Annotated in this window: 21 protein-coding genes, 1 other RNA gene and 1 other annotated feature; of the genes, 18 read left to right on the forward strand and 4 right to left on the reverse strand. The window is 49.1% G+C overall.

Annotation, left to right across the window (positions count from 1 at the left end):
* Nucleotides 1-127 precede the first annotated feature (127 nt).
* The 3 genes from ASG16_RS19070 to ASG16_RS19080 are packed head-to-tail and all read left to right on the forward strand — an operon-like array spanning nucleotide 128 to nucleotide 3,362.
* Nucleotides 128-2,299, forward strand: a complete 2,172-nt coding sequence (locus tag ASG16_RS19070) for a RelA/SpoT family protein (RefSeq protein ID WP_048032144.1) — start codon at nucleotides 128-130, stop codon at nucleotides 2,297-2,299.
* Nucleotides 2,300-2,350: 51 nt separating this feature from the next.
* A complete protein-coding gene (gene dtd / locus ASG16_RS19075) occupies nucleotides 2,351-2,788 on the forward strand; it encodes a D-aminoacyl-tRNA deacylase (RefSeq protein WP_056497502.1) in 438 nt (145 codons plus the stop codon).
* Nucleotides 2,789-2,813: 25 nt separating this feature from the next.
* Complete coding sequence (locus ASG16_RS19080; RefSeq protein WP_056497499.1) at nucleotides 2,814-3,362, forward strand: short-chain dehydrogenase; 549 nt, start codon at nucleotides 2,814-2,816, stop codon at nucleotides 3,360-3,362.
* 75 nt (nucleotides 3,363-3,437) lie between these two features.
* Here the strand turns inward: ASG16_RS19080 and ASG16_RS19085 are convergent, their stop codons facing one another.
* Nucleotides 3,438-3,932, reverse strand: coding sequence for a DinB family protein (locus tag ASG16_RS19085; RefSeq protein WP_056497775.1), 495 nt, complete (start codon nucleotides 3,930-3,932; stop codon nucleotides 3,438-3,440).
* Nucleotides 3,933-4,169: 237 nt separating this feature from the next.
* Nucleotides 4,170-6,017, reverse strand: coding sequence for an N-acetylmuramoyl-L-alanine amidase family protein (locus ASG16_RS19090; protein ID WP_370444405.1), 1,848 nt, complete (start codon nucleotides 6,015-6,017; stop codon nucleotides 4,170-4,172).
* A gap of 200 nt (nucleotides 6,018-6,217) precedes the next feature.
* On the opposite strand from ASG16_RS19090, the gene ASG16_RS30960 reads away from it, so the two are divergent.
* The 7 genes from ASG16_RS30960 to ASG16_RS19120 all read left to right on the forward strand — a co-directional run bounded on the left by ASG16_RS30960 (nucleotide 6,218) and on the right by ASG16_RS19120 (nucleotide 14,043).
* The gene (locus ASG16_RS30960; protein ID WP_173618896.1) at nucleotides 6,218-6,388 is read left to right on the forward strand and encodes a hypothetical protein; all 171 of its coding nucleotides are present in this window, start codon (nucleotides 6,218-6,220) and stop codon (nucleotides 6,386-6,388) included.
* Between the two features lie 107 nt (nucleotides 6,389-6,495).
* Nucleotides 6,496-8,019, forward strand: coding sequence for a coproporphyrinogen III oxidase (locus ASG16_RS19095; protein ID WP_056497493.1), 1,524 nt, complete (start codon nucleotides 6,496-6,498; stop codon nucleotides 8,017-8,019).
* Between the two features lie 105 nt (nucleotides 8,020-8,124).
* Nucleotides 8,125-8,382, forward strand: a binding site (T-box leader).
* A gap of 125 nt (nucleotides 8,383-8,507) precedes the next feature.
* On the forward strand, nucleotides 8,508-9,782 hold the full coding sequence (hisS, locus tag ASG16_RS19100; protein ID WP_056497490.1) for a histidine--tRNA ligase: 1,275 nt from the start codon (nucleotides 8,508-8,510) through the stop codon (nucleotides 9,780-9,782).
* A 24-nt stretch (nucleotides 9,783-9,806) separates the two neighbouring features.
* Nucleotides 9,807-11,597 (forward strand): aspartate--tRNA ligase, encoded by a 1,791-nt coding sequence (aspS, locus tag ASG16_RS19105; protein WP_048032150.1) that lies wholly within the window; start codon nucleotides 9,807-9,809, stop codon nucleotides 11,595-11,597.
* 50 nt (nucleotides 11,598-11,647) lie between these two features.
* Nucleotides 11,648-11,829: non-coding RNA, 6S RNA (gene ssrS / locus ASG16_RS19110), on the forward strand.
* A 93-nt stretch (nucleotides 11,830-11,922) separates the two neighbouring features.
* Entirely contained in the window at nucleotides 11,923-12,678 is a 756-nt protein-coding gene (locus ASG16_RS19115) for a tRNA threonylcarbamoyladenosine dehydratase (RefSeq protein WP_048032151.1), read from the forward strand.
* 6 nt (nucleotides 12,679-12,684) lie between these two features.
* The gene (locus ASG16_RS19120; protein WP_048032152.1) at nucleotides 12,685-14,043 is read left to right on the forward strand and encodes a replication-associated recombination protein A; all 1,359 of its coding nucleotides are present in this window, start codon (nucleotides 12,685-12,687) and stop codon (nucleotides 14,041-14,043) included.
* Nucleotides 14,044-14,060: 17 nt separating this feature from the next.
* Here ASG16_RS19120 and ASG16_RS30965 read toward each other — a convergent pair whose 3' ends face one another.
* Nucleotides 14,061-14,234: a hypothetical protein gene (locus tag ASG16_RS30965; protein ID WP_016739245.1), complete on the reverse strand. Its 174-nt coding sequence runs from the start codon at nucleotides 14,232-14,234 to the stop codon at nucleotides 14,061-14,063.
* A gap of 97 nt (nucleotides 14,235-14,331) precedes the next feature.
* Between ASG16_RS30965 and cymR the strand changes: the two genes are divergently transcribed.
* The 7 genes from cymR to ASG16_RS19155 all read left to right on the forward strand — a co-directional run bounded on the left by cymR (nucleotide 14,332) and on the right by ASG16_RS19155 (nucleotide 21,302).
* Nucleotides 14,332-14,751 carry a cysteine metabolism transcriptional regulator CymR gene (gene cymR, locus ASG16_RS19125; RefSeq protein WP_048032153.1) on the forward strand — a complete coding sequence of 140 codons (420 nt, stop codon included), beginning with the start codon at nucleotides 14,332-14,334 and terminating at the stop codon, nucleotides 14,749-14,751.
* A gap of 210 nt (nucleotides 14,752-14,961) precedes the next feature.
* Nucleotides 14,962-16,107 (forward strand): cysteine desulfurase family protein, encoded by a 1,146-nt coding sequence (locus tag ASG16_RS19130; RefSeq protein ID WP_056497486.1) that lies wholly within the window; start codon nucleotides 14,962-14,964, stop codon nucleotides 16,105-16,107.
* 170 nt (nucleotides 16,108-16,277) lie between these two features.
* Nucleotides 16,278-17,942, forward strand: a complete 1,665-nt coding sequence (locus tag ASG16_RS19135; RefSeq protein ID WP_056497483.1) for a methyl-accepting chemotaxis protein — start codon at nucleotides 16,278-16,280, stop codon at nucleotides 17,940-17,942.
* A gap of 80 nt (nucleotides 17,943-18,022) precedes the next feature.
* Complete coding sequence (recD2, locus tag ASG16_RS19140) at nucleotides 18,023-20,284, forward strand: SF1B family DNA helicase RecD2 (protein WP_056497480.1); 2,262 nt, start codon at nucleotides 18,023-18,025, stop codon at nucleotides 20,282-20,284.
* 74 nt (nucleotides 20,285-20,358) lie between these two features.
* Entirely contained in the window at nucleotides 20,359-20,838 is a 480-nt protein-coding gene (locus ASG16_RS19145) for a PRC-barrel domain-containing protein (RefSeq protein ID WP_048032157.1), read from the forward strand.
* A gap of 35 nt (nucleotides 20,839-20,873) precedes the next feature.
* Nucleotides 20,874-21,080, forward strand: a complete 207-nt coding sequence (locus tag ASG16_RS19150) for a YrzR-like zinc ribbon domain (protein ID WP_012685613.1) — start codon at nucleotides 20,874-20,876, stop codon at nucleotides 21,078-21,080.
* A gap of 27 nt (nucleotides 21,081-21,107) precedes the next feature.
* On the forward strand, nucleotides 21,108-21,302 hold the full coding sequence (locus ASG16_RS19155) for a hypothetical protein (protein WP_235617730.1): 195 nt from the start codon (nucleotides 21,108-21,110) through the stop codon (nucleotides 21,300-21,302).
* Between the two features lie 114 nt (nucleotides 21,303-21,416).
* Here ASG16_RS19155 and ASG16_RS19160 read toward each other — a convergent pair whose 3' ends face one another.
* On the reverse strand, nucleotides 21,417-22,103 hold the full coding sequence (locus ASG16_RS19160) for a TerC family protein (protein ID WP_048032159.1): 687 nt from the start codon (nucleotides 22,101-22,103) through the stop codon (nucleotides 21,417-21,419).
* Nucleotides 22,104-22,482: 379 nt separating this feature from the next.
* Between ASG16_RS19160 and ASG16_RS19165 the strand changes: the two genes are divergently transcribed.
* Nucleotides 22,483-23,547 carry an AI-2E family transporter gene (locus ASG16_RS19165; RefSeq protein WP_048032160.1) on the forward strand — a complete coding sequence of 355 codons (1,065 nt, stop codon included), beginning with the start codon at nucleotides 22,483-22,485 and terminating at the stop codon, nucleotides 23,545-23,547.
* The last annotated feature ends 27 nt before the right edge of the window (nucleotides 23,548-23,574 follow it).

Raw genomic sequence — 23,574 nt, forward strand, 5'->3', positions numbered from 1 at the left:
ATCACGAAGTGCCTCAGCGTCTGCTTCCGGCAATACTTCGGTGAAACTTTCCGCTATAATGCGGTCGCTCCTCCGTGAGAAGGCCTCGAACGAGGTTATTTTACTGAGAGGATAAGGGAAGGGAACTATGATTACCGGCATTGATGAGGTAGTAAAAAAAGCAAGCACCTATTTATCACAATCGGATTTGGACCTGATTACACGTGCCTATCAGCTTGCCGAAAAAGCGCATGAAGGGCAAATACGCAAATCAGGTGTTCCTTACATTATGCACCCAATCGCTGTGGCGGGTATTCTTGCAAACCTGCACATGGATGCCGTTACGATTGCGGCTGGATTTTTGCATGATGTCGTGGAAGATACCGAGATTACGCTTGATCATCTCCGTGAGCAGTTCGGACCGGATGTAGCTCTCCTGGTAGATGGAGTGACCAAGCTGGAAAAAATTAAATACAAGTCCAAAGAAGAGCAGCTCGCCGAAAACCACCGCAAGATGCTGGTTGCCATGGCACAGGACATCCGCGTCATCATGATCAAACTGGCAGACCGTCTGCACAACATGAGGACACTTCGGCACATGTCCGAGGAGAAGCAACGCGAGATTTCCGATGAAACGCTGGAAATCTTTGCGCCACTTGCCCATCGCTTGGGGATCGCTTCTGTCAAATGGGAATTGGAAGATACGGCGCTTCGGTATTTGAATCCGCAACAGTATTATCGGATTGTGAATTTGATGCAAAAGAAACGGGTGGAGCGCGAAGCCTACCTGAATGAAGCATCGGATACGATCAGAGAAAAGCTGGGCGAGTTAAACATCGAGGCTGAAATTTCGGGACGTCCGAAGCATATCTACAGCATTTTTAAAAAGATGACGAGACAAAACAAGCAGTTCAACGAGATTTATGACCTGCTTGCGTTGCGGATCATCGTGAATGACATCCGCGACTGTTATGCGGTTCTCGGTATCGTGCACACCTTGTGGAAGCCGATGCCAGGCAGATTCAAAGATTACATTGCCATGCCAAAGACGAACATGTACCAATCTCTTCATACCACAGTGATTGGGCCAAAAGGTGAGCCATTGGAAGTGCAAATCCGTACTTGGGATATGCACCAGACAGCTGAGATCGGGATCGCGGCTCACTGGGCGTACAAGGAAGGCAAAAGCATCGTGCAAGGCTCGTTTGCAGAGAAGCTCGGTAGTCTGCGGGAGATTATTGAAGGTGGATCGGAAGAAGCTCCGAACGCGCAAGAGTTCATGGAGAGTCTCAAGCAGGATCTTTTCTCCGATACGGTTTTCGTCTTCACGCCAAAAGGCGATGTAGTCGAGTTGCCGAAAGGCTCTGTACCACTGGACTTCTCCTATCGGATTCACTCTGCGGTAGGAAACAGAACAATCGGCGCCAAAGTGAATGGCAAGATTGTCCCGCTCGACTATGCGATGAAAACAGGCGATATCGTCGAAATCCTGACCTCCAAGCATTCGTACGGTCCTAGTCAGGATTGGCTAAAGATGGCCAAATCCGCGCATGCTCGCAATAAAATTAAACAGTGGTTTAAAAAAGAGAAGCGGGAAGAGAATGTCGCCAAAGGTCAGCAGATGGTGGAAGCGGAGATCAAGTCGCGTAGCTTTGATATTAAAGAAGCGATGACGGAAACAAACTTGAAGGAAGCGGCAGCCCGGTTTAATTTCCAAGGGGCAGAAGACATGTTTGCCGCAGTTGGCTATGGTGGCATTACGGCTTCGCAAATTGCGACTCGTCTTGTAGACAAACTCCGTCGGGAGCGCGAAGAACAAAACCCGACGATTCCTGAGGTCAAACCGAATCCAGCAGATCGTTCTGCCAAGAGTGAATCTGGCGTCAAAGTCCGTGGCTTGGATAATTTGCTCGTCCGTATTTCTCGTTGCTGTACACCTGTTCCAGGTGACCAGATTATCGGTTTCATTACAAGAGGTCGTGGGGTATCGGTGCATCGACTGGACTGTCCGAACGTACTGACAGACGAATGTACAGAGCGTTTGATTGATGTGGAATGGGATACCGATTTCAAACATAATTTCCATGTAGAGATCGAGATCACGGGCAATGATCGGAGCGGACTGTTAAACGATGTCTTGCAGGTTGTGGCAGAGACAAAGACAAACATTGCGGCTGTCAGTGGCAAGTCTGATAAAAATCGAGTGGCAACGATTCATATGACCATCTCGATTAGCAATGTGGATCATCTGTTGAAAGTAGTAGAGCGCATCAAGCGCATCAAAGATATTTATTCGGTTCGCCGGATACTGAGCACCTGATCCTTTGTGGATTGGGTGTTCTTGTTTAGCTAACAGGAAGGATGAGTCAGTGTGAGGGTTGTCGTACAAAGAACGAGAGAAGCGAGTGTTACCGTAGCAGGAGAGATCGTCGGGCAAATTGAACACGGCTTAATGCTACTGGTAGGTATTACGCATGAAGACACAGAAAAAGAAGTAGAATTTGTCGCAGACAAAATTGCGAACTTGCGTATTTTTGAAGACGAGGAAGGCAAAATGAACTTCTCTGTTTTAGACAAGGGTGGCCAAATTTTGTCCGTATCACAATTTACGCTGTATGGCGATTGCAGAAAGGGCAGAAGACCCAACTTCATGGCTGCCGCACGCCCCGAGCAGGCTGAACCGCTGTACGAGCTGTTTAACGCCAAGCTGCGTGAAAAAGGGCTCCAGGTGGAAACAGGACGCTTTGGCGCAATGATGGACGTACGTCTGTTAAATGATGGCCCTGTCACGCTGGTTGTGGAATCGTAAACACAACCATCAGGGGGGTGAAAACATGGCCAAAGAAGCATTGGTGATTGGTGCGAGTGGCATGCTTACAGAGGTCTCCCGCTGGCTGGCTCGCCAAGGTTATCAAGTAACCGTGCTTGGTCGTGATCCAGTCAAATTAAGCCGTGTCAGAGACGGTTCCACTCATCCAGAATCGATTCATTTGCTGCCTCAAGACTATCACCAGACAGACGGCTTGCGAAAGGCTATGGGAGAGCTCGTACAGAAGAGAGGGCCGATGGATGTGGTTGTCGCGTGGATTCATTCGACTGCACCGCATGCACTGCCTGTGATCGTGGAAGAACTGTCCCGTCCTGAGAAGTGCTGGCAATTGCTGCATGTGTGTGGGAGCGGTGCGTGGAGAAATCCACCAATAGAACTTACATCAGAAGTTTGTGTATATCGGAGAGTCGTCCTCGGGTTTAGATGTACAGATGAGCATTCACGCTGGCTGACGAATGATGAAATCGCGGCTGGGGTGATTGATGCTCTGCAAACAACTGAACGGCAAATGATCGTCGGTCAGGTCGAGCCGTGGGAAAAACGTCCGACGTAGTAACACAGATAGCGAAGTCAAAAACAAAAACGATTGCCGGGTGCAATCGTTTTTGTCGTTTCAGTACTAATCGGGTCAGTGAATGAAATTGGTTGCAGGGAGGATCAGATTTTTGCCGATCAGGTTTGCGGAAATTGGCTTTTTCCCGATTTCCCATGCCCATATGGATAGCTGCCCGACATGGTGGATTTCATGAGCGATCATGTGCCGCATAATTTCACCCCATGTGTACGTAGCGATGCTTCCGTCTGGCTTCGTATCCTGAAAGGCTCTTGTTTCCATACTTTCATCCCAATTGCGCAAAAATTGAAGCACATCCGGGCGAAAAGTCGCCTCCAGGTCACGAACTTTTTCCAACCGGTTGTGCAGGTCGAAGCTTTCTTGGAAATCAGGCCTCCCAAGCATGACTTGAATCCAGCTCCACTCTACATCAATGACATGGAACAATGTGTGCAAAATACCCCCGACACCACCGATGCGCGTACGAAGCAATTCTTTCATGGGGACATCCTCGCACCATTTCAGCCATTCTTCACGAACGATCCAATTGTACTCAAACATCGTTTTAATAGAAATCACTCCATTTTCAAAGGTTAACTTGTGATCACCTGCGTCCATACCGTACGTTTGTTGATGTTGTGATTATTTTTCATCCGTCATCACTCCTTTCGATGCCTTATGATATTCGCAAACCCTCTTGGAATTCCTGCCTGTCTTGCTTTGATGCAATCGAGTGCGCCATAAAAGAACCCCCACACGAGAGAGCTTGAGCCAGCTTCTTTCGCATGGGGGGTGGAAGAGAGGGGATCAGCCTCCCTGATTGCTTTGTGTATTAAAGTACTGGACAATCCCTTTGAACAGACCTTCCGCTGCAAGATCCTGCTGTTTCTCGGAACGTGCGCGAATCTCGTCGTTGTAGTTGGATAAGAAGGAGATCTCGGCCAAAATGGATGGCACCGGGTTTTCGCGTAAAACGAAATAGTTACCGTATCGATAATTCATGTCCTTGTAGCTCGTCGCCTTCACCAGCTCCGTTTGAACCAGGGAGGCCAGCTTGCTAGAGTTACCTTGGCTGTAGTAGAAAATAATCGAGCCATTCGTTGCTGAGTTTGGATGCGTATTATGATGGACGCTGACAAAAATATCTGCCTGATTTTGAATCGCGATGTCGACGCGCTGTTGCAGGGTCAATTTGCGATCATCAGCCCGTGTCATGATGACTTTGGCACCTGCTGCTTCCAACTTGTTGCGCAGGAGCAGAGAGACTTGCAGATTGACCGTTTTCTCTAGAGTAGAGAAGCTGGAGCCGGTCGAACCACCATCTGTACCACCATGACCAGCATCGACGACGATGACTTTGCCGGCGAGATCATTACTGCGTACTACTGCTGGGGCACCATTAGCAGAAACGAGCCAGCCTGCAATGTAGCCTGTGGAGCCGTCAGGGAAGTTTACTTGGAACCACTCGCCTGATTTATTGGCAATCCCGTATTTTTCGCCAGGCTGTACCTGTTTGATAACATTGTGATCGGTACTCGGACCAGAACGAACATTGGTATCTGGATTCATAATCGTTACGTATGGGCCACTCGGAGTAGGCATACTTGGTTGATTCACCGTAATGTGCCAACCTGCCACCCAGCCAGTTTTTCCGGCCGCCGTGTTGATGCGGTACCAGTCTCCTTGTTTTTCCAAAACAGTCAGCGCGCTTCCGGCTGGAAGTGTCGCTTGAATGGCACTCGTTGTGTTCGGTTCACTGCGCAGATTCAATCCGTCCGTTTTTACTGTGGCGGTTTGACTTGAAGAAGACGGTTGTCCAGTCTGAGGTTGCGTGTTTCCGTTTCCATTTTCGGGCAGAGTCGGTTGACCAGTGTCCGGGTTGGTTTGATCGGTGGAGAGCCAAGCGTTGACTCCATCGTAAGGGAATTGAATCCAACCATTTTGTCTGTTCAAGACCGTGATTTTCTCGCCCGCATGTAGTTGACCGATAGCCGGTGTACTGGCATCTGGCGTGGCATATACGTACGGAGCGAAATCCAAGGTTAGGCTGGCTCCTTGTACGGCGGGAGGCTTCGGTTGTGAGCCCGTTCCCGCAGGATTGGTTGTTGGGGGGGTGCTACCAGTAGAGGGAGGAGAAACTGCTTGTCCCGCACCTACTTCTTTTACTAGCCAGTTTGCGACCCAGCCTTTTGTTCCTGCGTTGAGTTGAATTTGGATCCATTCGCCACTCTTTTGCACGATGGGGTAGCGCGTACCTGGATTGATTGTTTGAACGACTGCATATGTCTGACCGGGTCCAGAACGAACATTGAGATTCGTCGTGTTGCTCTCCACTTGCTTGGCAGATGCAGTTGCTGGTTTCTGTTGTTGTTGCTGCTGTGTGTTGACGAGCCAGTTCGCTACCCAACCGATTTGACCGTTCGGAAGCTTTACCTGAATCCAGTCATTTTTTGTGGAGATGACGGGCAGCACAGTTTTGTTCGGCAGTGTAGTGACGATAGTGTCTTGGAGGCTAGGACCTGAACGGACATTGAGCTTGTCCACGGTGACCTGAACAGAACCGGCGGCCCAGGCTGCAGAAACGGGGAGGGAAATGGCACAGACGACAGTCAGGAGACTCCTCAGGATTTTTTGACGAACAAACACGATAGACATCCTTTCCGAAATACGTAGCTTTTTAAATCCATTGCACTCTTGCATGTTTTTACCAAAATAATCACTTCGCTATTTCTCCTGCTTTTTCCTGCAAAATACGACAAAGTTCTGCATGGGTTCCCTGATTGCTTTTCGGCAGGCAAGGCAATACTAGATTTTACTAGATGCTAGCGAACGCAGCTTTTCAGGAGGAATTCATCGTGAGACAGTCAAAGAAGGAAACATTCGCGCAAGGATTAAATCGGCAGTTTTTGTCTGTTGATTTTCAAGACGATTTAGAGAAAGAAATGTCACTACAAAATGTAGAAATGGCCCAAGATTTTCATCCAGGCTTGCGGGATATCCAACATCCTCGGCAAAAACGGAAATGATTGTTTTTGCCACCTTGCACACGATGCCACAACTTGTCTAGTTGACCCGAGTAATTCTCGTCGGCTATGATGAGGAGTGGCATTTTTGAAAAAAGCAGGTGAACTCCATGATACAGATCATATGTGAGGGACACGCATTCGAGCGGGAACTCTCCTTAATTCTCGCGTTATTTTATGAAGATCCAGCACTCACTTTTGTGCCCGAGTGGACAGGTGAGGCTAATTTGAAAATCAAGCTGGCACTGACCGTGCAAGAAAATGGAGTCGTAGCTTCGGGGGAGTTAAACGATGGCAAGCAACACATCTCCCATCAGGTGGAGCGAGACTACGTAGCACGTGATGAAAAAGCGATGAAAAAGACGGCTAAGCAAGCTCTTTGCTATGCGCTGCTATTGATGCTGGAAGAATACACGGGTATGGAGCAAGGTTGGGGTATTTTGACCGGGATACGCCCGACGAAACTGCTGCACCAGTTGAACGCCGTTGGTGTAGACAGACAGGAAGCACACAGGAGATTGCAGCAGGATGTCATATTGCGTCCATACAAGCTAAAGCTATTGCAAGAAATCGTAGACAAGCAGCTCTGCGTCGTGCCTGATTTGTATCACATTGATCGCGAACTGTCCGTGTATATCGGCATCCCATTCTGTCCGACGAAGTGTGCATACTGTACATTTCCTGCTTACGCGATTCGCAGTCACACGGCTTCGGTTAATCCGTTTCTCGAAGGTCTTCATTACGAGATGGAGCGGATGGGAGAGTGGCTTCGTGCGAATGACCAACGGATCACGTCCATTTATTTCGGTGGCGGAACCCCTACGAGTATTACCGCAGATGACATGAACCAGCTTTTTGAGACGATGCATCGCTCTTTTCCACACATGGAAGATGTTCGTGAGTTGACAGTTGAGGCGGGAAGACCCGACACGATTACACGCGAAAAGCTCGATGTGATGAAGCAGTGGGAAGTGGATCGGATCAGCATTAATCCACAGTCGTTCACACAGGAGACGCTCCAGGCAATCGGACGTCATCACACCGTCGAAGAGACGATTGAGAAATACCATCTGGCTATGGAGATGGGCCTGACTAATATTAATATGGACCTGATCATCGGGTTGCCAAATGAAGGCGTAGCCGAGCTGGCGCACAGCCTCCAAGAGGTAGAAAAGCTGATGCCCGCCTCGCTGACGGTGCATACGCTGTCTTTTAAAAGAGCCTCAGAGATGACACAGAACAAAGAGCGCTACAAGGTCGCCAGTCGCGAAGAAATTAGCAAGATGATGGAGATGGCCTCCGAGTGGACAGCAGCGAATGGCTATGACCCGTACTATTTGTATCGGCAGAAAAACATTTTGGGAAATCTGGAGAATGTCGGTTATGCCCAGCCAGGGCAGGAGAGCATCTACAACATCATGATCATGGAAGAGGTACAAACCATCCTTGGTCTCGGCTGTGGTGCAGTATCCAAGCTGATGGCTCCAGGAAGCGGCAAGCTGACGCGCTTTCCGAATCCAAAGGACCCGAAAACGTACAATGACACATACAAGGTTCTGGTGGAAAACAAGCTCCGTGATTTGGATGAAATCTATTCAGGTGCGAAAACGGCTGGACAGGTATCTGGGCAGTGAGTGATGGATATACTTGTTCTTAATAAAAAAAGTTTTATTCGAGCGCCTGTTGACGGCTGTTGGCGGGTTTGCTATGATTCACATTAAGCTTTTTATTGAATAAGAAATGATCTGATGACGGGAACAAGTATCCAAAGAACCGATACCCAGAGAGAAAGCGCCGTGGCTGAGAGTGCTTTCGTATAACGGCTTGGTGAATGACATCCCTGAAGACCGCAGTGAACGGCTGAAAGAAATCTCTTTCCCCAGTAACTGGCAGGCGTGTGCCGGCGTTAACGGCTAATAAGTGGGATAGCCTTTGTGATGTAGGGCTATTCAAACAGGGTGGCACCACGGGAGTATAACCAGTCTCTCGTCCCTGACATGCGGCGATTTGCTAAATGTCAGGAGACGAGGGACTTTTTTATTTGGTCATAAATAAAGGTTCCTTGATCCTGAAGGTTTGGCTTTAGCCCGAGTTTGTGAAAAGACATGGAGGTTCGAGAGGAATGACAAGAATCCAGATCCCACGCGGTACGCAGGATATCATGCCTGGTACTGTAGAGCTGTGGCACTACGTGGAGGCCAAGGCCCGCGATCTGTGTCGCCGCTCCAATTACGCGGAAATTCGTACGCCGCTGTTTGAGAGCACAGAGTTGTTCCAACGGGGGGTAGGCGAGACCACGGATATCGTGGAAAAAGAAATGTACAGTGTAGCCAATCCGCGCAGTACGGATGCTCTCACGCTGCGTCCAGAAGGGACAGCGGGTGTTGTTCGCTCTTACGTGGAAAACAAGCTGTACGGTGTGCCTAATCAGCCTACCAAGCTGTACTACTTAGGACCGATGTTCCGTCACGAGCGTCCGCAAGCAGGCCGCTATCGCCAATTCGTCCAATTCGGTGCAGAAGCGATCGGTTCAAGCGATCCAGCGATCGATGCAGAAGTAATTGGCCTTGCGATTCGTCTGTATCAGGAGCTCGGATTGACAGGACTTTCTGTGGAATTGAACAGCGTAGGTACGGTAGAAGACAGAGCGCGTCACCGTGAGCATTTGCTCGCACACTTGAACGGCGTTCGCTCTGAGCTGTGTGAGGATTGCCAATCACGTATCGATCGCAACCCGCTGCGCGTGCTCGATTGCAAAAATGAAACATGCAAAAGACTGACGATGGACGCTCCGTCCATTTTGGACTACTTGAGCGAAGAATCCGCGGCACACTTCGAAGCCGTACAAAACTACTTGACCGCGCTGGATATTCCGTTTCATGTAAATCCTCGTCTGGTTCGCGGCTTGGACTACTACACACTGACCGCATTTGAAATCAAAATGGCAGAGATCGGTGCGGTAGAAACGCTTTGTGGAGGTGGTCGCTACAACGGACTGGTTGCAGAGCTCGGCGGTGACGATATGCCGGGCATCGGCTTCGCACTCAGTATCGAGCGTCTGCTGTTGGCTCTGGAAAAGCAAGGTGTTCAACTGCCGATCTCGGGTGGCATCAACTGCTTCGTAGTGGTGCAGACACCAGAAGCAAAAACAACAGCTTTCGTCCTCGTCGACCAATTGCGCCAAGCAGGGATTGCGGCTGAGCTGGATTATCTGGATCGGAAAATGAAAGCACAGCTAAAGCAAGCAGATCGCCTACAGGCTCGTTTTACCGCGATCATCGGTGAGTCTGAATTGGCAAATGGCACGGTTGTTCTAAAGGAAATGGCAACAGGCGAGCAACAAGAAGTGAAACGCGACGAACTCGTTGCGGTACTTGCTGCAAAAGCAAATCAATAAAACAAATCGTTGGGGGAAATGATCATGTCTTGGCAATATCGCACCGTACATGGTGGAGAAGTAACAACAGCACACGTTGGGCAGGAAGTTGTACTGAACGGCTGGGTACAAAAGCGTCGTGACCTCGGAGGCGTCATCTTCATCGACTTCCGTGACCGCACAGGTATCGTTCAAATCGTATTCAATCCGGAGTACAACAAAGAAGCTTGGGAAGCGGCTGACAAGGTTCGCAGCGAATACGTACTGGTTGTAAAAGGGAAAGTGGTAAACCGTGCACCGGAAGCAGTCAATCCGAAGCTGAAAACCGGCGAAGTAGAAGTGCACATCTCTGAAATCGAAATTTTGAACGATGCAAAAACGCCTCCGTTCCTGATTGAAGACGAGATCGATGTAGATGAACAAGTTCGTCTGAAATACCGCTACCTGGACTTGCGCCGTCCAGAAATGCAGCGCTCCCTGATTTTGCGCAGCAAAGCAGCGAAAGCGTTCCGTGACTACTTGGATGAGAACAACTTCGTGGAAGTAGAGACACCAATTCTCCAGAAGAGCACTCCTGAGGGCGCACGCGACTACCTCGTGCCTTCCCGTGTACATCCAGGCGAGTTCTACGCACTGCCGCAATCGCCACAGTTGTTCAAACAGCTTTTGATGGTATCCGGTTTGGAGCGCTATTACCAAATCGCTCGTTGCTTCCGTGACGAAGACCTGCGTGCTGACCGTCAGCCTGAATTTACTCAAGTGGACATTGAAACCTCTTTCCTATCTATGGAAGAAATCCTGCCAATGATGGAAAAGATGGTCGCTCACGTATTCAAGCAAACGGTTGGTGTAGACGTACCGACTCCCTTCCCTCGTCTCACGTATGCGGATGCAATGGCGCGTTACGGTTCTGACAAACCAGACGTACGCTTCGGCATGGAGCTGACAGACGTATCTGATCTGGTTGCGACAAGTGACTTCAAGGTGTTTGCAGCAGCAGTAGCTGGCGGCGGACAAGTAAAAGCGATCAATGCAAAAGGTTGCGGACACTACTCCCGTAAAGAAGCAGACGACCTGGGCAAATTCGCTTCCCGTTATGGTGCGAAAGGCTTGGCTTGGATCGGCTTCAAAGACGGCGAAGTCAAAGGGCCAATTGCGAAGTTCTTTAAAGAAGAAGAACTTAACGAGATGAAAGCACGCTTGGCAGTAGAAGAAGGCGACTTGCTCCTGTTCGTTGCTGACAAACCAAAGGTAGTAGCAGATGCACTGGGTGCTCTGCGTTCCAAGCTGGGTGCTGAACTCGGTCTGATTGACCAAAGCCAGTTCGCATTCCTCTGGGTAGTAGACTTCCCGCTGGTTGAGTGGGATGAGGATGCAAAACGCTACGTTGCCCTGCACCATCCGTTCACACGTCCAAAAGACGAAGACCTGCACCTGTTCGACACCGATCCAGGTCAAATGCGTGCACAAGCGTACGACATGGTTCTCAACGGATACGAGCTTGGCGGAGGCTCCATGCGGATCTTCAAGCGCGACGTGCAAGAAAAAATGTTTACCACACTTGGTTTTACCCTCGAAGAGGCGCGTAAACAATTCGGCTTCCTCATGGATGCATTCGAATACGGTACACCTCCACACGGTGGAATCGCTCTTGGCTTGGACCGCCTGATTATGCTTTTGGCTGGCCGCACTAACCTGCGCGAAGTCATCGCATTCCCGAAAACAGCAAGTGCGAGCGACCTGATGGTAAACGCTCCAGATGTAGTAGACGGAAAACAATTGAAAGAGCTGTCCATTGCAACAATTGTCACAGAAGAAGAAAAGGTGGAAGCGTAATCGACTTGCGCAACTGCATTGCTCTTTGATACATTGGTAATACTATGATGAAAGCCCTGCGATGCTCGTGACATCCGATAGTTTTGAGCCACAAAGTTTGTTTAGGGAGTTTTTCGTCCGTGATTGTAAAGGCATGCCTCCTTAGAGTGGACGTCTGTAACAGTTCGGCAAGACACCCACCTGCGATGAGCAGGTTCAAAACTAAGGAGCAACACGGCATAATGGGGCTCCTTTTTTCTACTTCAATCCTACTTTTCCGATTGACTATAAGTTGCGCGTTGAACTGCCCAATAATCTCGCTTGCGAATGAAAGGTGACACGAAATATGCTTCATCAATTTTCTCGTTGTGAATTGGCCTTCGGTCCAGAAGGTTTGGAAAAAATGAAAAATAGCCGCGTTGCTGTATTAGGAATTGGCGGAGTAGGTTCCTTTACAGTAGAAGCACTCGCGCGTACAGGTGTAGGCAAGCTCGTTTTGGTAGATAAGGATGTAGTAGACATCACGAACATCAACCGCCAAATCCATGCGACGCTGAACACAGTTGGTCAAAAAAAGGCTGAGCTCATGAAGGAGCGTATTGCGACGATCAATCCAGAGTGCGAGGTCGTAACTCTCCATATGTTCTACAATGAAGAAACAGCACATGAGCTGTTTGAGCATGAACTGGATTACATTGTGGATGCCATGGACACCATGTCCGCGAAGCTCCATGTAATTAAAGAAGCGAAACGCCGCAATATCCCTATTATTTCTAGCATGGGTGCGGCCAACAAGATGGACCCGACCCGTTTTGAGGTTGCCGATATTTCCCAAACGAGTTATGATCCGATTGCAAAGGTCATTCGTCGTGAGTTGCGGAAAAGCGGGATCTACAAAGGGGTAAAAGTTGTATACTCCCGTGAGATTCCCGTCACCGTACGTGTAGATGTACGTGAACAGATCGTTTCCAACCCGGATTCACCGATTAGCAAAGTGCGGATGCCTCCAGCAAGTAATGCTTTCGTGCCTTCTGTGGCTGGTTTAATTTTAGCCAGTGTAGTGGCAAGAGATATTTTGGAGTGGCAGCCTGTAAAAGGATAGTGGAACATGGATGATTTATTCACGTTTGCCTACGACCAGCAGGGTGGTGGCAAACAGAAGCCATTGGCTGCACGAATGCGGCCGCAAACGATTCAGGATGTAATCGGGCAATCGCATATTTTGGCTCCTGGAAAGCTGCTCCGACGCGCGATTGAAGCAGATCAAGTGTCCTCTGTCATTTTTTACGGACCTCCAGGTACTGGGAAAACAACGCTGGCAAAAGTCATTGCTCGAACCACACGCACACATTTCTCCGAGTTAAATGCCGTTACGGCTGGTGTCGCTGACATCCGCAAAGTGGTGGATGCGGCAAAGGAGCGGCTCGTCATGGACAGTCAGCGGACAACGTTGTTCGTAGACGAGATTCACCGCTTCAACAAATCGCAACAGGACGCCCTTCTTCCTTATGTGGAGGAAGGCACAATCATTTTGATTGGCGCTACGACGGAGAATCCTTTTTTCGAGGTGAATCCGGCGCTTTTGTCGCGTTCACAAGTGTTTTCCCTTCAATCGCTTTCCCATGAGGAATTGAAGCAGGTCATGGATCGGGCGCTTCGTGATGAAGAAAATGGATTGGCGGAGCTATTTGTCACTGTTGAACCGGAAGCGGCAGAGCATTTGATTCAATATGCCGAAGGGGATGCCAGACGTTTGCTGAACGCATTGGAACTGGCAGTGACAACGACGCAACCAGGTGTGGATGGACGCATTACAGTGACGCTGGACGTCGCCGTAGAATCCATTCAGCGCAGGGCTGTACGCTACGATAAGAGTGGGGACAACCATTACGACACGATCTCTGCTTTTATTAAATCCATTCGTGGTTCTGATCCGGACGCAGCTCTTTACTGGCTAGCGAGAATGATCGATGCCGGAGAAGATCCGCGGTTCATTTCTCGCCGTTTGGTCATTTCGGCTTCAGAGGACATCGGAAATGCTGACCCGCAAGCGATCACAGTTGCGATTTCCTGCTTTCAGGCGGTAGAATTGGTGGGAATGCCTGAAGGGCGTATCCCTTTAGCACAAGCGACGACGTACCTGGCAACCGCCCCCAAAAGCAATGCCGCTTACAACGGAATTAATTCTGCGTTGGATCGTATCCGAACGGATGGTCACAAGCAAGTGCCGATTCATCTGCGAGATTCTGCTTACAAGGGAGCTGCGAAGCTGGGACACGGTCAGGGATATCTGTATCCGCATAACTATCCATATGGCTATGTACCTCAACAGTATCTGCCTGACGGTGTAAACTACTCGTTCTACCAGCCAAAGGACCACGGCTATGAGCGTCACATTCGCCGCTTCCAGGAAGAAAGACAGAAGATGGATGAACGTGGATTGCCAAGGAAAAACTCCCCCGAATAAATAGGGGGAGCTAACATTTACGTGCGGACATTTCCGCCTGGTTTATTGGGCAAATCACCGTTTTCATTCGGCTGTTTGCTCTGCTCACTCGCACCGTAACGGGCTTTGTGAGCAATCGTGCCTGCGGGTTGGTCGTACAAGGTTTCGGACGGATGGTTGGGACCTCGTTCCGAGCGTTTGTTCGTTGTCATCTGCATATCACCCCCTAAGATGTTAGTGTGTCCCTCGATACAGAAGACATGTAGGGGGCGGGCGCGTATTACCGATACAAAGAGGAGAGTTGTTAACGTGAAGATTTCGACGAAAGGACGTTACGGGCTGACGATCATGATGGAATTGGCCAACCGTTGCGGAGAAGGGCCGACTTCACTGCGAAGCATCGCCCAAAAACACGATTTGTCCGAGCATTATTTGGAGCAATTGATTGCACCTCTGCGTAACGCGGGTTTGGTAAAAAGCATTCGTGGCGCATATGGCGGTTATGTTCTGGCGAAACAGCCGGATGAGATTTCCGCTGGCGATGTGATTCGCGTGCTGGAAGGGCCGATCAGCCCTGTGGAATTTGCAGAGGAAGAAGATCCGGCTAAGCGTTTTTTATGGCTGCGTATTCGGGATAGTATTTCCGCTGTTCTGGATTCGACTTCTCTTCAAGACTTGATCAGTTTTGAAGGCGATGGTCCTGCTGATAATTATATGTTTTACATCTAGAATATAAGAGGTTGTTCAAAAAGTCGTCTTTTGATCACGAAGTAGCTCAGAAAGCTAATTCGACATCGAATATGGCGTTCACCTCCGAAGTCCGGTGCTCATGTAGATTCCCTACACTCCGCTCCTCCTTCGTTCGGTTCTCGCCATCTTCTCGGTGCTAAAAAGCCGACTTTTTGAACACGTACTATAAGTTGGTAGAAGGTGACAGCAGTGTCAGATCTAATGTATTTTGACCATGCAGCTACTACGCCAGTACATCCGCGGGTTGTTGCTGCTATGACTCCCTATTTGACTCAAGTATACGGGAATCCATCCAGTGTCCATGGTGCAGGTCGCGAAGCGCGAAAAGCGTTGGAGCATGCGAGAGACACGATTGCCGACTTTATGGATGCTGATCCGCAATCGCTCATCTTTACGAGTGGCGGGACAGAAGCGGACAATATGGCAATCATCGGTGCTGCAATGGCACAGCGCGAACGTGGTCGTCACGTCATTACTTCGCAAATCGAGCACCATGCAGTCTTGCATGCTTGTGAATTTTTGGAGCAGGCAGGATTTGAAGTGACGTACCTGCCTGTTGACCAGACAGGCATGGTTCGCTTGGAAGACCTGAAACAAGCGGTTCGCCCGGATACGGTACTGGTGTCCATTATGTACGGGAACAACGAAGTAGGAACGATCCAGCCAATCGAGGAAATCGGTACCTTCCTGCGGGAAAAAGGGATTGTTTTTCATACGGATGCCGTACAGGCTTTTGGTGTACTGCCTGTCCATGCACGGAAGCTGCCTGTGGATATGCTCTCGGTATCCGCTCATAAAATTAATGGTCCAAAAGGAGTCGGCGCTTTGTATTTAGCGCGTAAGGTTCCGTTTTCCCCGATTTTGCACGGCGGTTCTCAAGAGCGCAAACGCAGAGCGGGAACGGAAAACCTGGCTGGGATTGTTGGGTTTGCCGAAGCGACAAAGGTCGCTGGAGAAGAAATGGCCGAGCGGGTTGAAAAGTATGAGCAGATGAAAGCTGCGATGATCGCAGTCTGGCAGGAAGCAGGAATTACGTTCTGCCTGAATGGACATAGCGAGCAGGCATTGCCGCATATTTTAAATGTGTCCTTCCCTGGTGCCCATACAGAAACCATGCTGATGAATCTGGATATCGCCAAGATTGCAGCCGCGAGTGGCTCAGCTTGTACATCCGGATCATTAGAGCTGTCACATGTTCTGAAAGCGATGCACTTAGACGATAAGATTGCTCTTTCAGCTATTCGTTTTAGCTTTGGGATTACGAATACAGTGGAAGAGGCGAAGCAGGCTGCTACAGCGATTGCTGCGATTGTAAAGCGTTTGGTTCGTGAATAACGAAGGATGAAAGCCGTTTGGGATAAGCCAAGCGGTTTTTTCATTTGAGCAAAAGCGGGTTTCTTATTGGAGTTTGGTGGTGAATTGTGGAAGAGGATGGTAAAATAATTCTGTAGTACTATTCCTGAAGAACTATACAACTCGGACCATCCGATAAGGAGAGGACTTTCATGTTGGCCAGACGCTACTCTATTCGCTACAAACTGGTGTTTACGATACTCATCCTAACTATGCTCCCACTAATGGTCGTCGGCTATATCCAATTTGAAAATGCACGCAGTGCGCTATATAAACTGGCGGTATCTGACTTGCAATACATAACAAAAATGAAGGCACGTGAGCTGGCTCTTTACGCTCAAGATGCAACGATTAGTGAGGGAAACAGACAGAAAATTAACGAAATAACACGCGAGGTGGCCGAAGACTACTACAAGCCAAATGGTATGGTTGGCTACGCCTATATCTTGGATACGAGTGGAATTGCCATCTTTCATCCAGACCCGAAAGTCGAGAATACCTCTTTGGCGAATGAAGAATTCACGCAAGTCATGCTCGCTCAAAAAAACGGCTGGATCGAATATGAATTCGGAGGCTCTCCCAAAGTGGCGGCCTATAAGCAACTGCCGAACGGGTGGATTCTAGTCATTGGCAGCTACGAGAATGATTTGCTGACGACGATTGAGAGCAGTCGTCCGATGATGTTTCTCCTCAATCTGATAAGTGCCACCTTAGCGCTGGTCACAGGTATTTTTATTGTTAACAAGCTCGTTCGACCGCTAAAAGAGCTGGTATTGGCAATGAAGCGTGCAGAGACAGGAGATTTGACCACCCAAGTGACTGTCCGTTCCCAGGACGAGCTTGGGGAATTATCGTCGATGTACAATGAGATGATGGGGGTATTTCGCGGCATGGTCAACGAGGTGCAGCGAGTAGCCCAGCAGGTCGCGGCAGCTTCGGAAGAATTAACAGCGAGTGCGACAGAAAGTGCACGTGCTTCCGAACAGATTTCCATGGCTTCTTCGGAAATCGCTACGGGTTCCGAACAACAAAAACAAACGGTGACAGATACAGTACGCTTTTTGTCTCGCATCGGTGGAGATATCCAACTCATTGCGGCCTCGACCTCTCAAGTAAATGCTGATGCCACAGACGCGAATCGCTTGGCACAGGTTGGGGAAGGCAAGCTGCAAGAGCTCGTACAAGAAATGGATCAAATCACGGATCATGCCCGTCGAACGGAGCAGGTTATCCGCGAGCTTGGCTCTCAATCCGAGCAAATCATCGGAATTATCACGACTATTCGTCAAATATCCAATCAGACGAATCTATTGGCTTTGAATGCCGCCATCGAGGCAGCACGGGCGGGGGAACAGGGACGTGGCTTTGCGGTTGTGGCCCAGGAGGTACGTAAGCTGGCTGAGCAATCGGGTGAGGCTGCAGAAGAGATCGCAGGCTTGATTCATACGATCCATACAGATATTCTCGCGGCTGTGTCGGAAATGGGAACGACTGCTGTCGCTATACAGGATGGACGCGAAGGAGTGGCCCAGGCAGGAGATGGCTTCCACCAAATCCTGGTGGCCGTTCAAGACGTCAGCCAGCAAGTACATCGTATGAACGATGCAGCCCAAGCGATTCATCGCGATACAGTCCAATTGGTGAGTCACTCTGAAAAAATAGCTGGACTTGCGGAAACAGCAGCCAGAGATACACAGGAAGTGGCAGCAGCGTCCGAAGAACAGCTAGCAACCTCCGAGGAAATGACAGCAGCATCGGAAACGCTTGCGAAAATGGCTGAGCAGTTGTCAGAACAAGTAAAACGATTTACAATTTAAGACGAGCCTATGAGAAATCCACTTTCGAGAGAAGTGGATTTTTCCTTTCTGGAACGGTTTTTATGTAAGGAGGCGTTTAGATGGACGAGCAGCAGTCAATCTCGCTGTTTGCGGAAAGCTTCATTCGAGGATTTATTTCTCAAGAAATTTTTTACAAGGAAGAAACGTGGTACGGAGTTATCCGTCTTAAGATAGAAGAGACTACCGAATCGATTAAAGAATCGGAGGTCATTATAGTCGGGAATTTTCCTCGCCCGCATCCAGACGAGCTGTACACCTTTTACGGTGAATGGAAGACACACCCTCGTTTTGGTCAGCAGTACGTAGCAAAGCGCTATGAACGTGAAACGCCGAAAACATTGGCTGGGGTTGAGCGATACTTAGCCAGTGGCTTGTTTCAAGGGATCGGAAAGAAGATGGCCAAACGAATTGTCGAGCAGCTCGGGGTAGATGCGCTGTCGATTATCGCGGACTTCCCGGAGCGATTGGCTGAGGTACCCGGCATTTCTGAACAACGTGCCAAAACGATCTACGATTCAGTAGTCGAGCATCGTTCCTTGGAAAGTGCCATGGTTTTCTTGTATGACTTCGGCATTGGTGTGAACATGGCGCTGCGTATTTATCAGACCTACAAGCTGGAAACGATGACAGTGCTAAAGGAAGAGCCTTACCGGTTGATCGAGGATGTCGTAGGAATCGGCTTTAAGCGGGCAGATGACATTGCACGAGCAACTGGAATTGCTGCTTCCTCAGAAGAACGGGTGAAGGCAGCGGCTCTCTTTGTCTTGCAGGAGGCTTCGTATTCAGAAGGACATGTTTATTTGCCTGTGGAGGAGCTTTGTGAAAAAACACTGCGCCTTCTCGAAGAGTGCGGGGGGCACGACTTTTCTGGAGACGATATTCAACTGGCCGTGGAAGCTCTGTTTGTGTCGAGCAAGATTGCCTGGGAAGATGAGCGGGTGTATTTGCCCTCGCTGTTTTTTGCCGAGCTCGGTCTTGCCAAAAGACTGCGTCACTTCGCTGCGCGGGATGAATTCGGTACGTTCCCGACATCAGAATTTTACCGTGCGTTAGGGGCGGTCGAGGATGAGCTGGGGATCACGTATGCCCAGACGCAGCGTGATGCCATTGAACAGGCAATCAAAGCGGGTCTGATGCTGTTGACAGGTGGACCTGGTACGGGGAAGACGACAGTCATTCGTGGGATTTGTCGTGTCTTTTCTCAGCTTCATGGATTGTCTTTGGACTTGAAAAAATACAACGAAGAAAATCCATTCCCGATCGTTCTTGTGGCTCCTACCGGGCGTGCAGCAAAACGTATGACAGAGACTACGGGATTACCAGCAATGACCATCCATCGCTTGCTCGGTTACAAAGGGGAGAGCTTCGAGCATGACGCGGAGCACCCAATCCGTGGCCGGCTGTTAATTGTGGATGAAATGTCCATGGTCGATATCTGGCTCGCCAATCAATTGTTTCGTGCCGTTCCAGATGACATGCAGATCATCATGGTTGGTGACCCTGACCAGTTGCCTTCCGTAGGACCAGGCAACGTCCTGTTGGATATGATTCGCTCTGAATTGCTGCCGTTGGTACAGCTTACAGAAATTTATCGGCAAGCAGAAGAGTCCACGATTATTCGGTTGGCCCATGATGTACGAAAGGGGAATGTACCGGCAGATTTGCTTCACACCACCCCGGATCGGCGATTCTTCACAAGTTTGCCACAAGAAGTTCCGGAAGCAGTGAAACAAATTTGCTTCGGAGCCGTAAAAAAAGGATATACGGCAAAAGATGTTCAGGTATTAGCCCCTATCTATAAAGGTAATGCCGGTGTGAACCGGTTGAATGAAGAATTGCAGGAGCTGTTTAATCCAAAAACGCCGCAAAAGCGTGAAGTTACCTTCGGAGAGACGACTTTCCGTACAGGAGACAAGGTCCTGCAATTGGTGAACAATGCTGAAGAACAGGTGTTTAACGGTGACATGGGTGAGATCGTCGCCATCTTTTTCCCGAATGAAAATGCGGAGAACCAGGAGATGCTGGTCGCTGCCTTTGATAACAGAGAAGTGGTGTACAAGCGTTCGGATTATCATCAGCTAACGCTTGCCTACTGCTGCTCAGTGCATAAGTCTCAAGGCAGCGAATTTCCGATTGTGATCATGCCGTTTGTCAAAAGCTACTATCGTATGCTCAGACGTAAGCTGGTCTATACCGGGATTACCCGGAGCAAATCATTCCTCATCATGTGTGGAGAGCCGGATGCGTTCCGTGCTGCTGTAGAGTCAGATGAGGAGGGGGTACGGTACAGTTACCTGGAGGAACGGCTGAAGCAAGAGTGAAGTTGGAACCATTTGCGCCGAATGGACGTGTTCATTTCGCCTGATACTAACAAGGCGGAAGGGGGATGTCCCACATGCGCAAGGCAATGGATGCAGTCGGATTGCCAGTTGTTTGCCTCCAAACAGGGGAGACGATTGGAACCGTGCGTGACATTCTTTGCGACTCCACTTGGCATGTACGAGGAGTCTTGCTGAGCGAACAGGGCTGGTTCCAATCAGGTACCTATATTCCTACCGAACATATTCATGCGGTCGGGGAGTCCTGCCTTACCGTATCGGGAAAAGACGCGATCACGCCCTTACCTCATCTCGCCGGACTAGAGCCTGTCGGCATTGTGACGGGAAAGACGAAGTTAAAAGGAAAAGCGGTGATAACCGCATCCGGAGAGTGTTTGGGGAGGCTGGAAGACGTTTACTTTTCAGCCAACTGGGAGAAACTTGTAGGGTACGAACTATCGAATGGCTGGCTTGCAGATATTACGGAAGGACGAAAGCGCCTCCCTGCACCAGCATCCGTTATCATCGGGGAAGAAAACCTGATCGTGCCGGACTAGTTCGTGGCCAGGCGTGAAAGGGAGGAAAAAGCGTGATACGTGTCATATGCCCGAATTGCAGTTCCAAAGACGTAGGAAAGATTGGAACCAATCAATACTATTGCTGGAACTGCTTTATAGAAATGAGCGTTTCCAATGAGCAGATCGCTTCTGTCTACCAAGTGGAGGAAGATGGATCTTTGCATTCGCTCAACGATCTGTTCATTGAGGAACAGACAGTAACCGCTCACTTGAATATGTAGTGGATTTGAGCGGCAAAACCAATGGAGGTGGCACGTTTGTTCATTCGAGGCCTGTTGCGGATTCTTGCCACAAGCGGAATTGTGGCGATCATTGGCTATTGGATGGCTCCACGACGTCGCAGTCGGTTTTCATTGAATTGGAATCAGTTGCCCTTCTCCATGCGTGATATGACGCGTATGTGGAAATCAGGTCGCAAGCTGATGCGTGCCGTTACTCGTTAACACAAAATGTGCAGTGGAACGTAAATAAACACCCGAACATACACTGTGTTCGGGTGCTTTTTTTGATGTACATGAAAAAGCTCCGTCGCGGAAACGACGGAGCCTTGCTTTGCATTAAGATTGTTCTGCCAAGCGTTTTTGCTGTTGGCTTTTCATGCGTCCGATCAACAGGACACCAACCACAACAGCTACGATGAATACCCATTTCACCCAAGGATAAGCGGCAAAGAATGGTGTGAGGAACTTCTCGCTTGTTACCATGCTCGCAGCGGTATACGCCAATACGGCAGAACCGATATATATAACAATCGGATATTTCTCGATCAGCTTCAAGATCAATGTGCTACCCCATACCATGATCGGAACACTGATGATCAAACCGATAACTACCAGAAGGAAATCACCATGTGCGGCACCAGCAACCGCGATAACGTTATCCAAGCCCATTACTGTGTCGGCTACGATAATCGTCCAAATCGCTGCTCCAAGTGATCCGCTTGCCTTCATATTCTCATGACCGTTATCTTGAATCAGCAACTTGAGGGCGATCCAAATGAGAATCAAACCACCTACAAGCAGCAGACCAGGAATCTTCAACAACCAAACGACAGCGAGTGTCGCCAATGCTCGAATGACAATTGCACCAACGGTTCCCCATATGATAGCTTGCTTTTGCTGATGAGCAGGCAGGTTACGAGCCGCCATCCCGATGACGAGGGCATTGTCCCCGGCCAGCACTAGGTCGATGATAACGATAGAAAGTAATGCGGTCCAAAACTCAGGGCTTAACAATAAATCCATTTCTCTTCCTCCTCCTAATCCATTTTGGAAGCGAATAATCCGCTGGCCGTTTTCTTGATACCTCCTATAGTGTGTGTAAAGGGGCGAAAAAGAAAACGACCTTTCCCGGGACAGGAAAAGGTCATTTGAAAAACAAAAATAGACCTTTTACCTGGTCGGCAAAGGTCTTGCTTACAACATTTACGAAAATGTTGCCAACATAGCCGGGGAAAAATCCCGTAATGACGACTATGTTGCGAAAAAGCTACTCCCCTTTGGAGATATCCTCTTGTAATTACATACTACTGAACACGAAATTGTGTGTCAATAGGTTACATGAAATTTATGTGAATGAGACAAGCTAAAAAAGATGTTTGCAAATAGGGAGGAGTTGGGGAACGTGGATGAACTTCGGCGAAGTCGTCTATTTGCTGCTGCTGTTTGGCTCATCGCACTTTTGGTCATCGGCAATCTGCTTTGGCTGCTCCGACCAGTCCTGTCCCAGTTGTTTTCGCTCATAAAGGAAGTGCTCGTTCCCGTCATATTGGGACTCGTCATCGCTTACTTGCTCCATCCGGTCGTGCAATTGCTGGAAAAAAGAAGAGTTCCGCGCTTGATGGCAGTTCTGCTCATTTATGGCTCATTTGTTTTGGTAATTACGATTGCGATCATCAACGCGATTCCTGTTTTTACGAAACAATTGGTGGAGCTGTCAGACGATATTCCCCGCCTGATGGATTGGTACTATACATGGATGAGTGAGTGGGAGGCGCGAAAATATTTCTTGCCGGATAGCATCTCGAAGGGTGTGGACCGGGTGATCATCCAGTCGAATGAAGGGATGTCTCACTCTGTATCGAAAATCGTGGATAATGCTCGTCATTCGATGGGAAAGCTGTTTGCTTTTGCTATCGTGCCGTTTATCGCTTTTTACTTTTTGAAGGATATGAAGCAATTGCATGAGACGGGGATGTCGATTGTTCCAAAGGCTTATCGGAAGCAAGTGCTGATTGTCTTGCGGGATATTAATGAATCCTTGGGTAAATACATACATGGACAAATGATTGTCGCCCTGATCGTAGGCGTTTTCGCATACTTGGGCTATTGGTGGATCGGCATGCCGTATCCTTTTGTACTGGCTGCATTCGTATGTCTTACCAACATCATTCCGTACATTGGACCCTTGATTGGGGCGGCACCGGCAGTTGTGATCGCAATTACGATTTCCACCAAGACACTTCTACTCGTTCTCGTTGTCAATCTCATCATTCAAATTGTAGAAGGGAACATTTTGTCCCCAAACATCGTTGGTCGTTCTTTGCATTTGCACCCGCTTCTCATTATCTTGGCACTGCTGGTAGGGGAAACGGTAGGGGGGATCATTGGGTTAATTGTTGCTGTTCCGATTCTTGCCGTTTGCAAAGTGATCGTTAGCCGAATCGCTGTCATGATGCACGAAAGTTGACAGTGATCAGGGAAAATATTTATAATA

Source organism: Brevibacillus sp. Leaf182 (assembly GCF_001423865.2).
Lineage (GTDB): Bacteria > Bacillota > Bacilli > Brevibacillales > Brevibacillaceae > Brevibacillus > Brevibacillus brevis_C.

What these genes read in the sequence shown, in the direction of transcription:
- ASG16_RS19070 (WP_048032144.1), top strand. Translation starts at nt 128, where the DNA reads ATGATTACCGGCATTGATGAGGTAGTAAAAAAAGCAAGCACCTATTTA.
- ASG16_RS19080 (WP_056497499.1), top strand. Translation starts at nt 2,814, where the DNA reads ATGGCCAAAGAAGCATTGGTGATTGGTGCGAGTGGCATGCTTACAGAG.
- ASG16_RS19090 (WP_370444405.1), bottom strand. Translation starts at nt 6,017, where the DNA reads ATGTCTATCGTGTTTGTTCGTCAAAAAATCCTGAGGAGTCTCCTGACT.
- ASG16_RS19095 (WP_056497493.1), top strand. Translation starts at nt 6,496, where the DNA reads ATGATACAGATCATATGTGAGGGACACGCATTCGAGCGGGAACTCTCC.
- hisS (WP_056497490.1), top strand. Translation starts at nt 8,508, where the DNA reads ATGACAAGAATCCAGATCCCACGCGGTACGCAGGATATCATGCCTGGT.
- aspS (WP_048032150.1), top strand. Translation starts at nt 9,807, where the DNA reads ATGTCTTGGCAATATCGCACCGTACATGGTGGAGAAGTAACAACAGCA.
- ASG16_RS19115 (WP_048032151.1), top strand. Translation starts at nt 11,923, where the DNA reads ATGCTTCATCAATTTTCTCGTTGTGAATTGGCCTTCGGTCCAGAAGGT.
- ASG16_RS19120 (WP_048032152.1), top strand. Translation starts at nt 12,685, where the DNA reads ATGGATGATTTATTCACGTTTGCCTACGACCAGCAGGGTGGTGGCAAA.
- ASG16_RS30965 (WP_016739245.1), bottom strand. Translation starts at nt 14,234, where the DNA reads ATGACAACGAACAAACGCTCGGAACGAGGTCCCAACCATCCGTCCGAA.
- ASG16_RS19135 (WP_056497483.1), top strand. Translation starts at nt 16,278, where the DNA reads ATGTTGGCCAGACGCTACTCTATTCGCTACAAACTGGTGTTTACGATA.
- recD2 (WP_056497480.1), top strand. Translation starts at nt 18,023, where the DNA reads ATGGACGAGCAGCAGTCAATCTCGCTGTTTGCGGAAAGCTTCATTCGA.
- ASG16_RS19145 (WP_048032157.1), top strand. Translation starts at nt 20,359, where the DNA reads ATGCGCAAGGCAATGGATGCAGTCGGATTGCCAGTTGTTTGCCTCCAA.
- ASG16_RS19160 (WP_048032159.1), bottom strand. Translation starts at nt 22,103, where the DNA reads ATGGATTTATTGTTAAGCCCTGAGTTTTGGACCGCATTACTTTCTATC.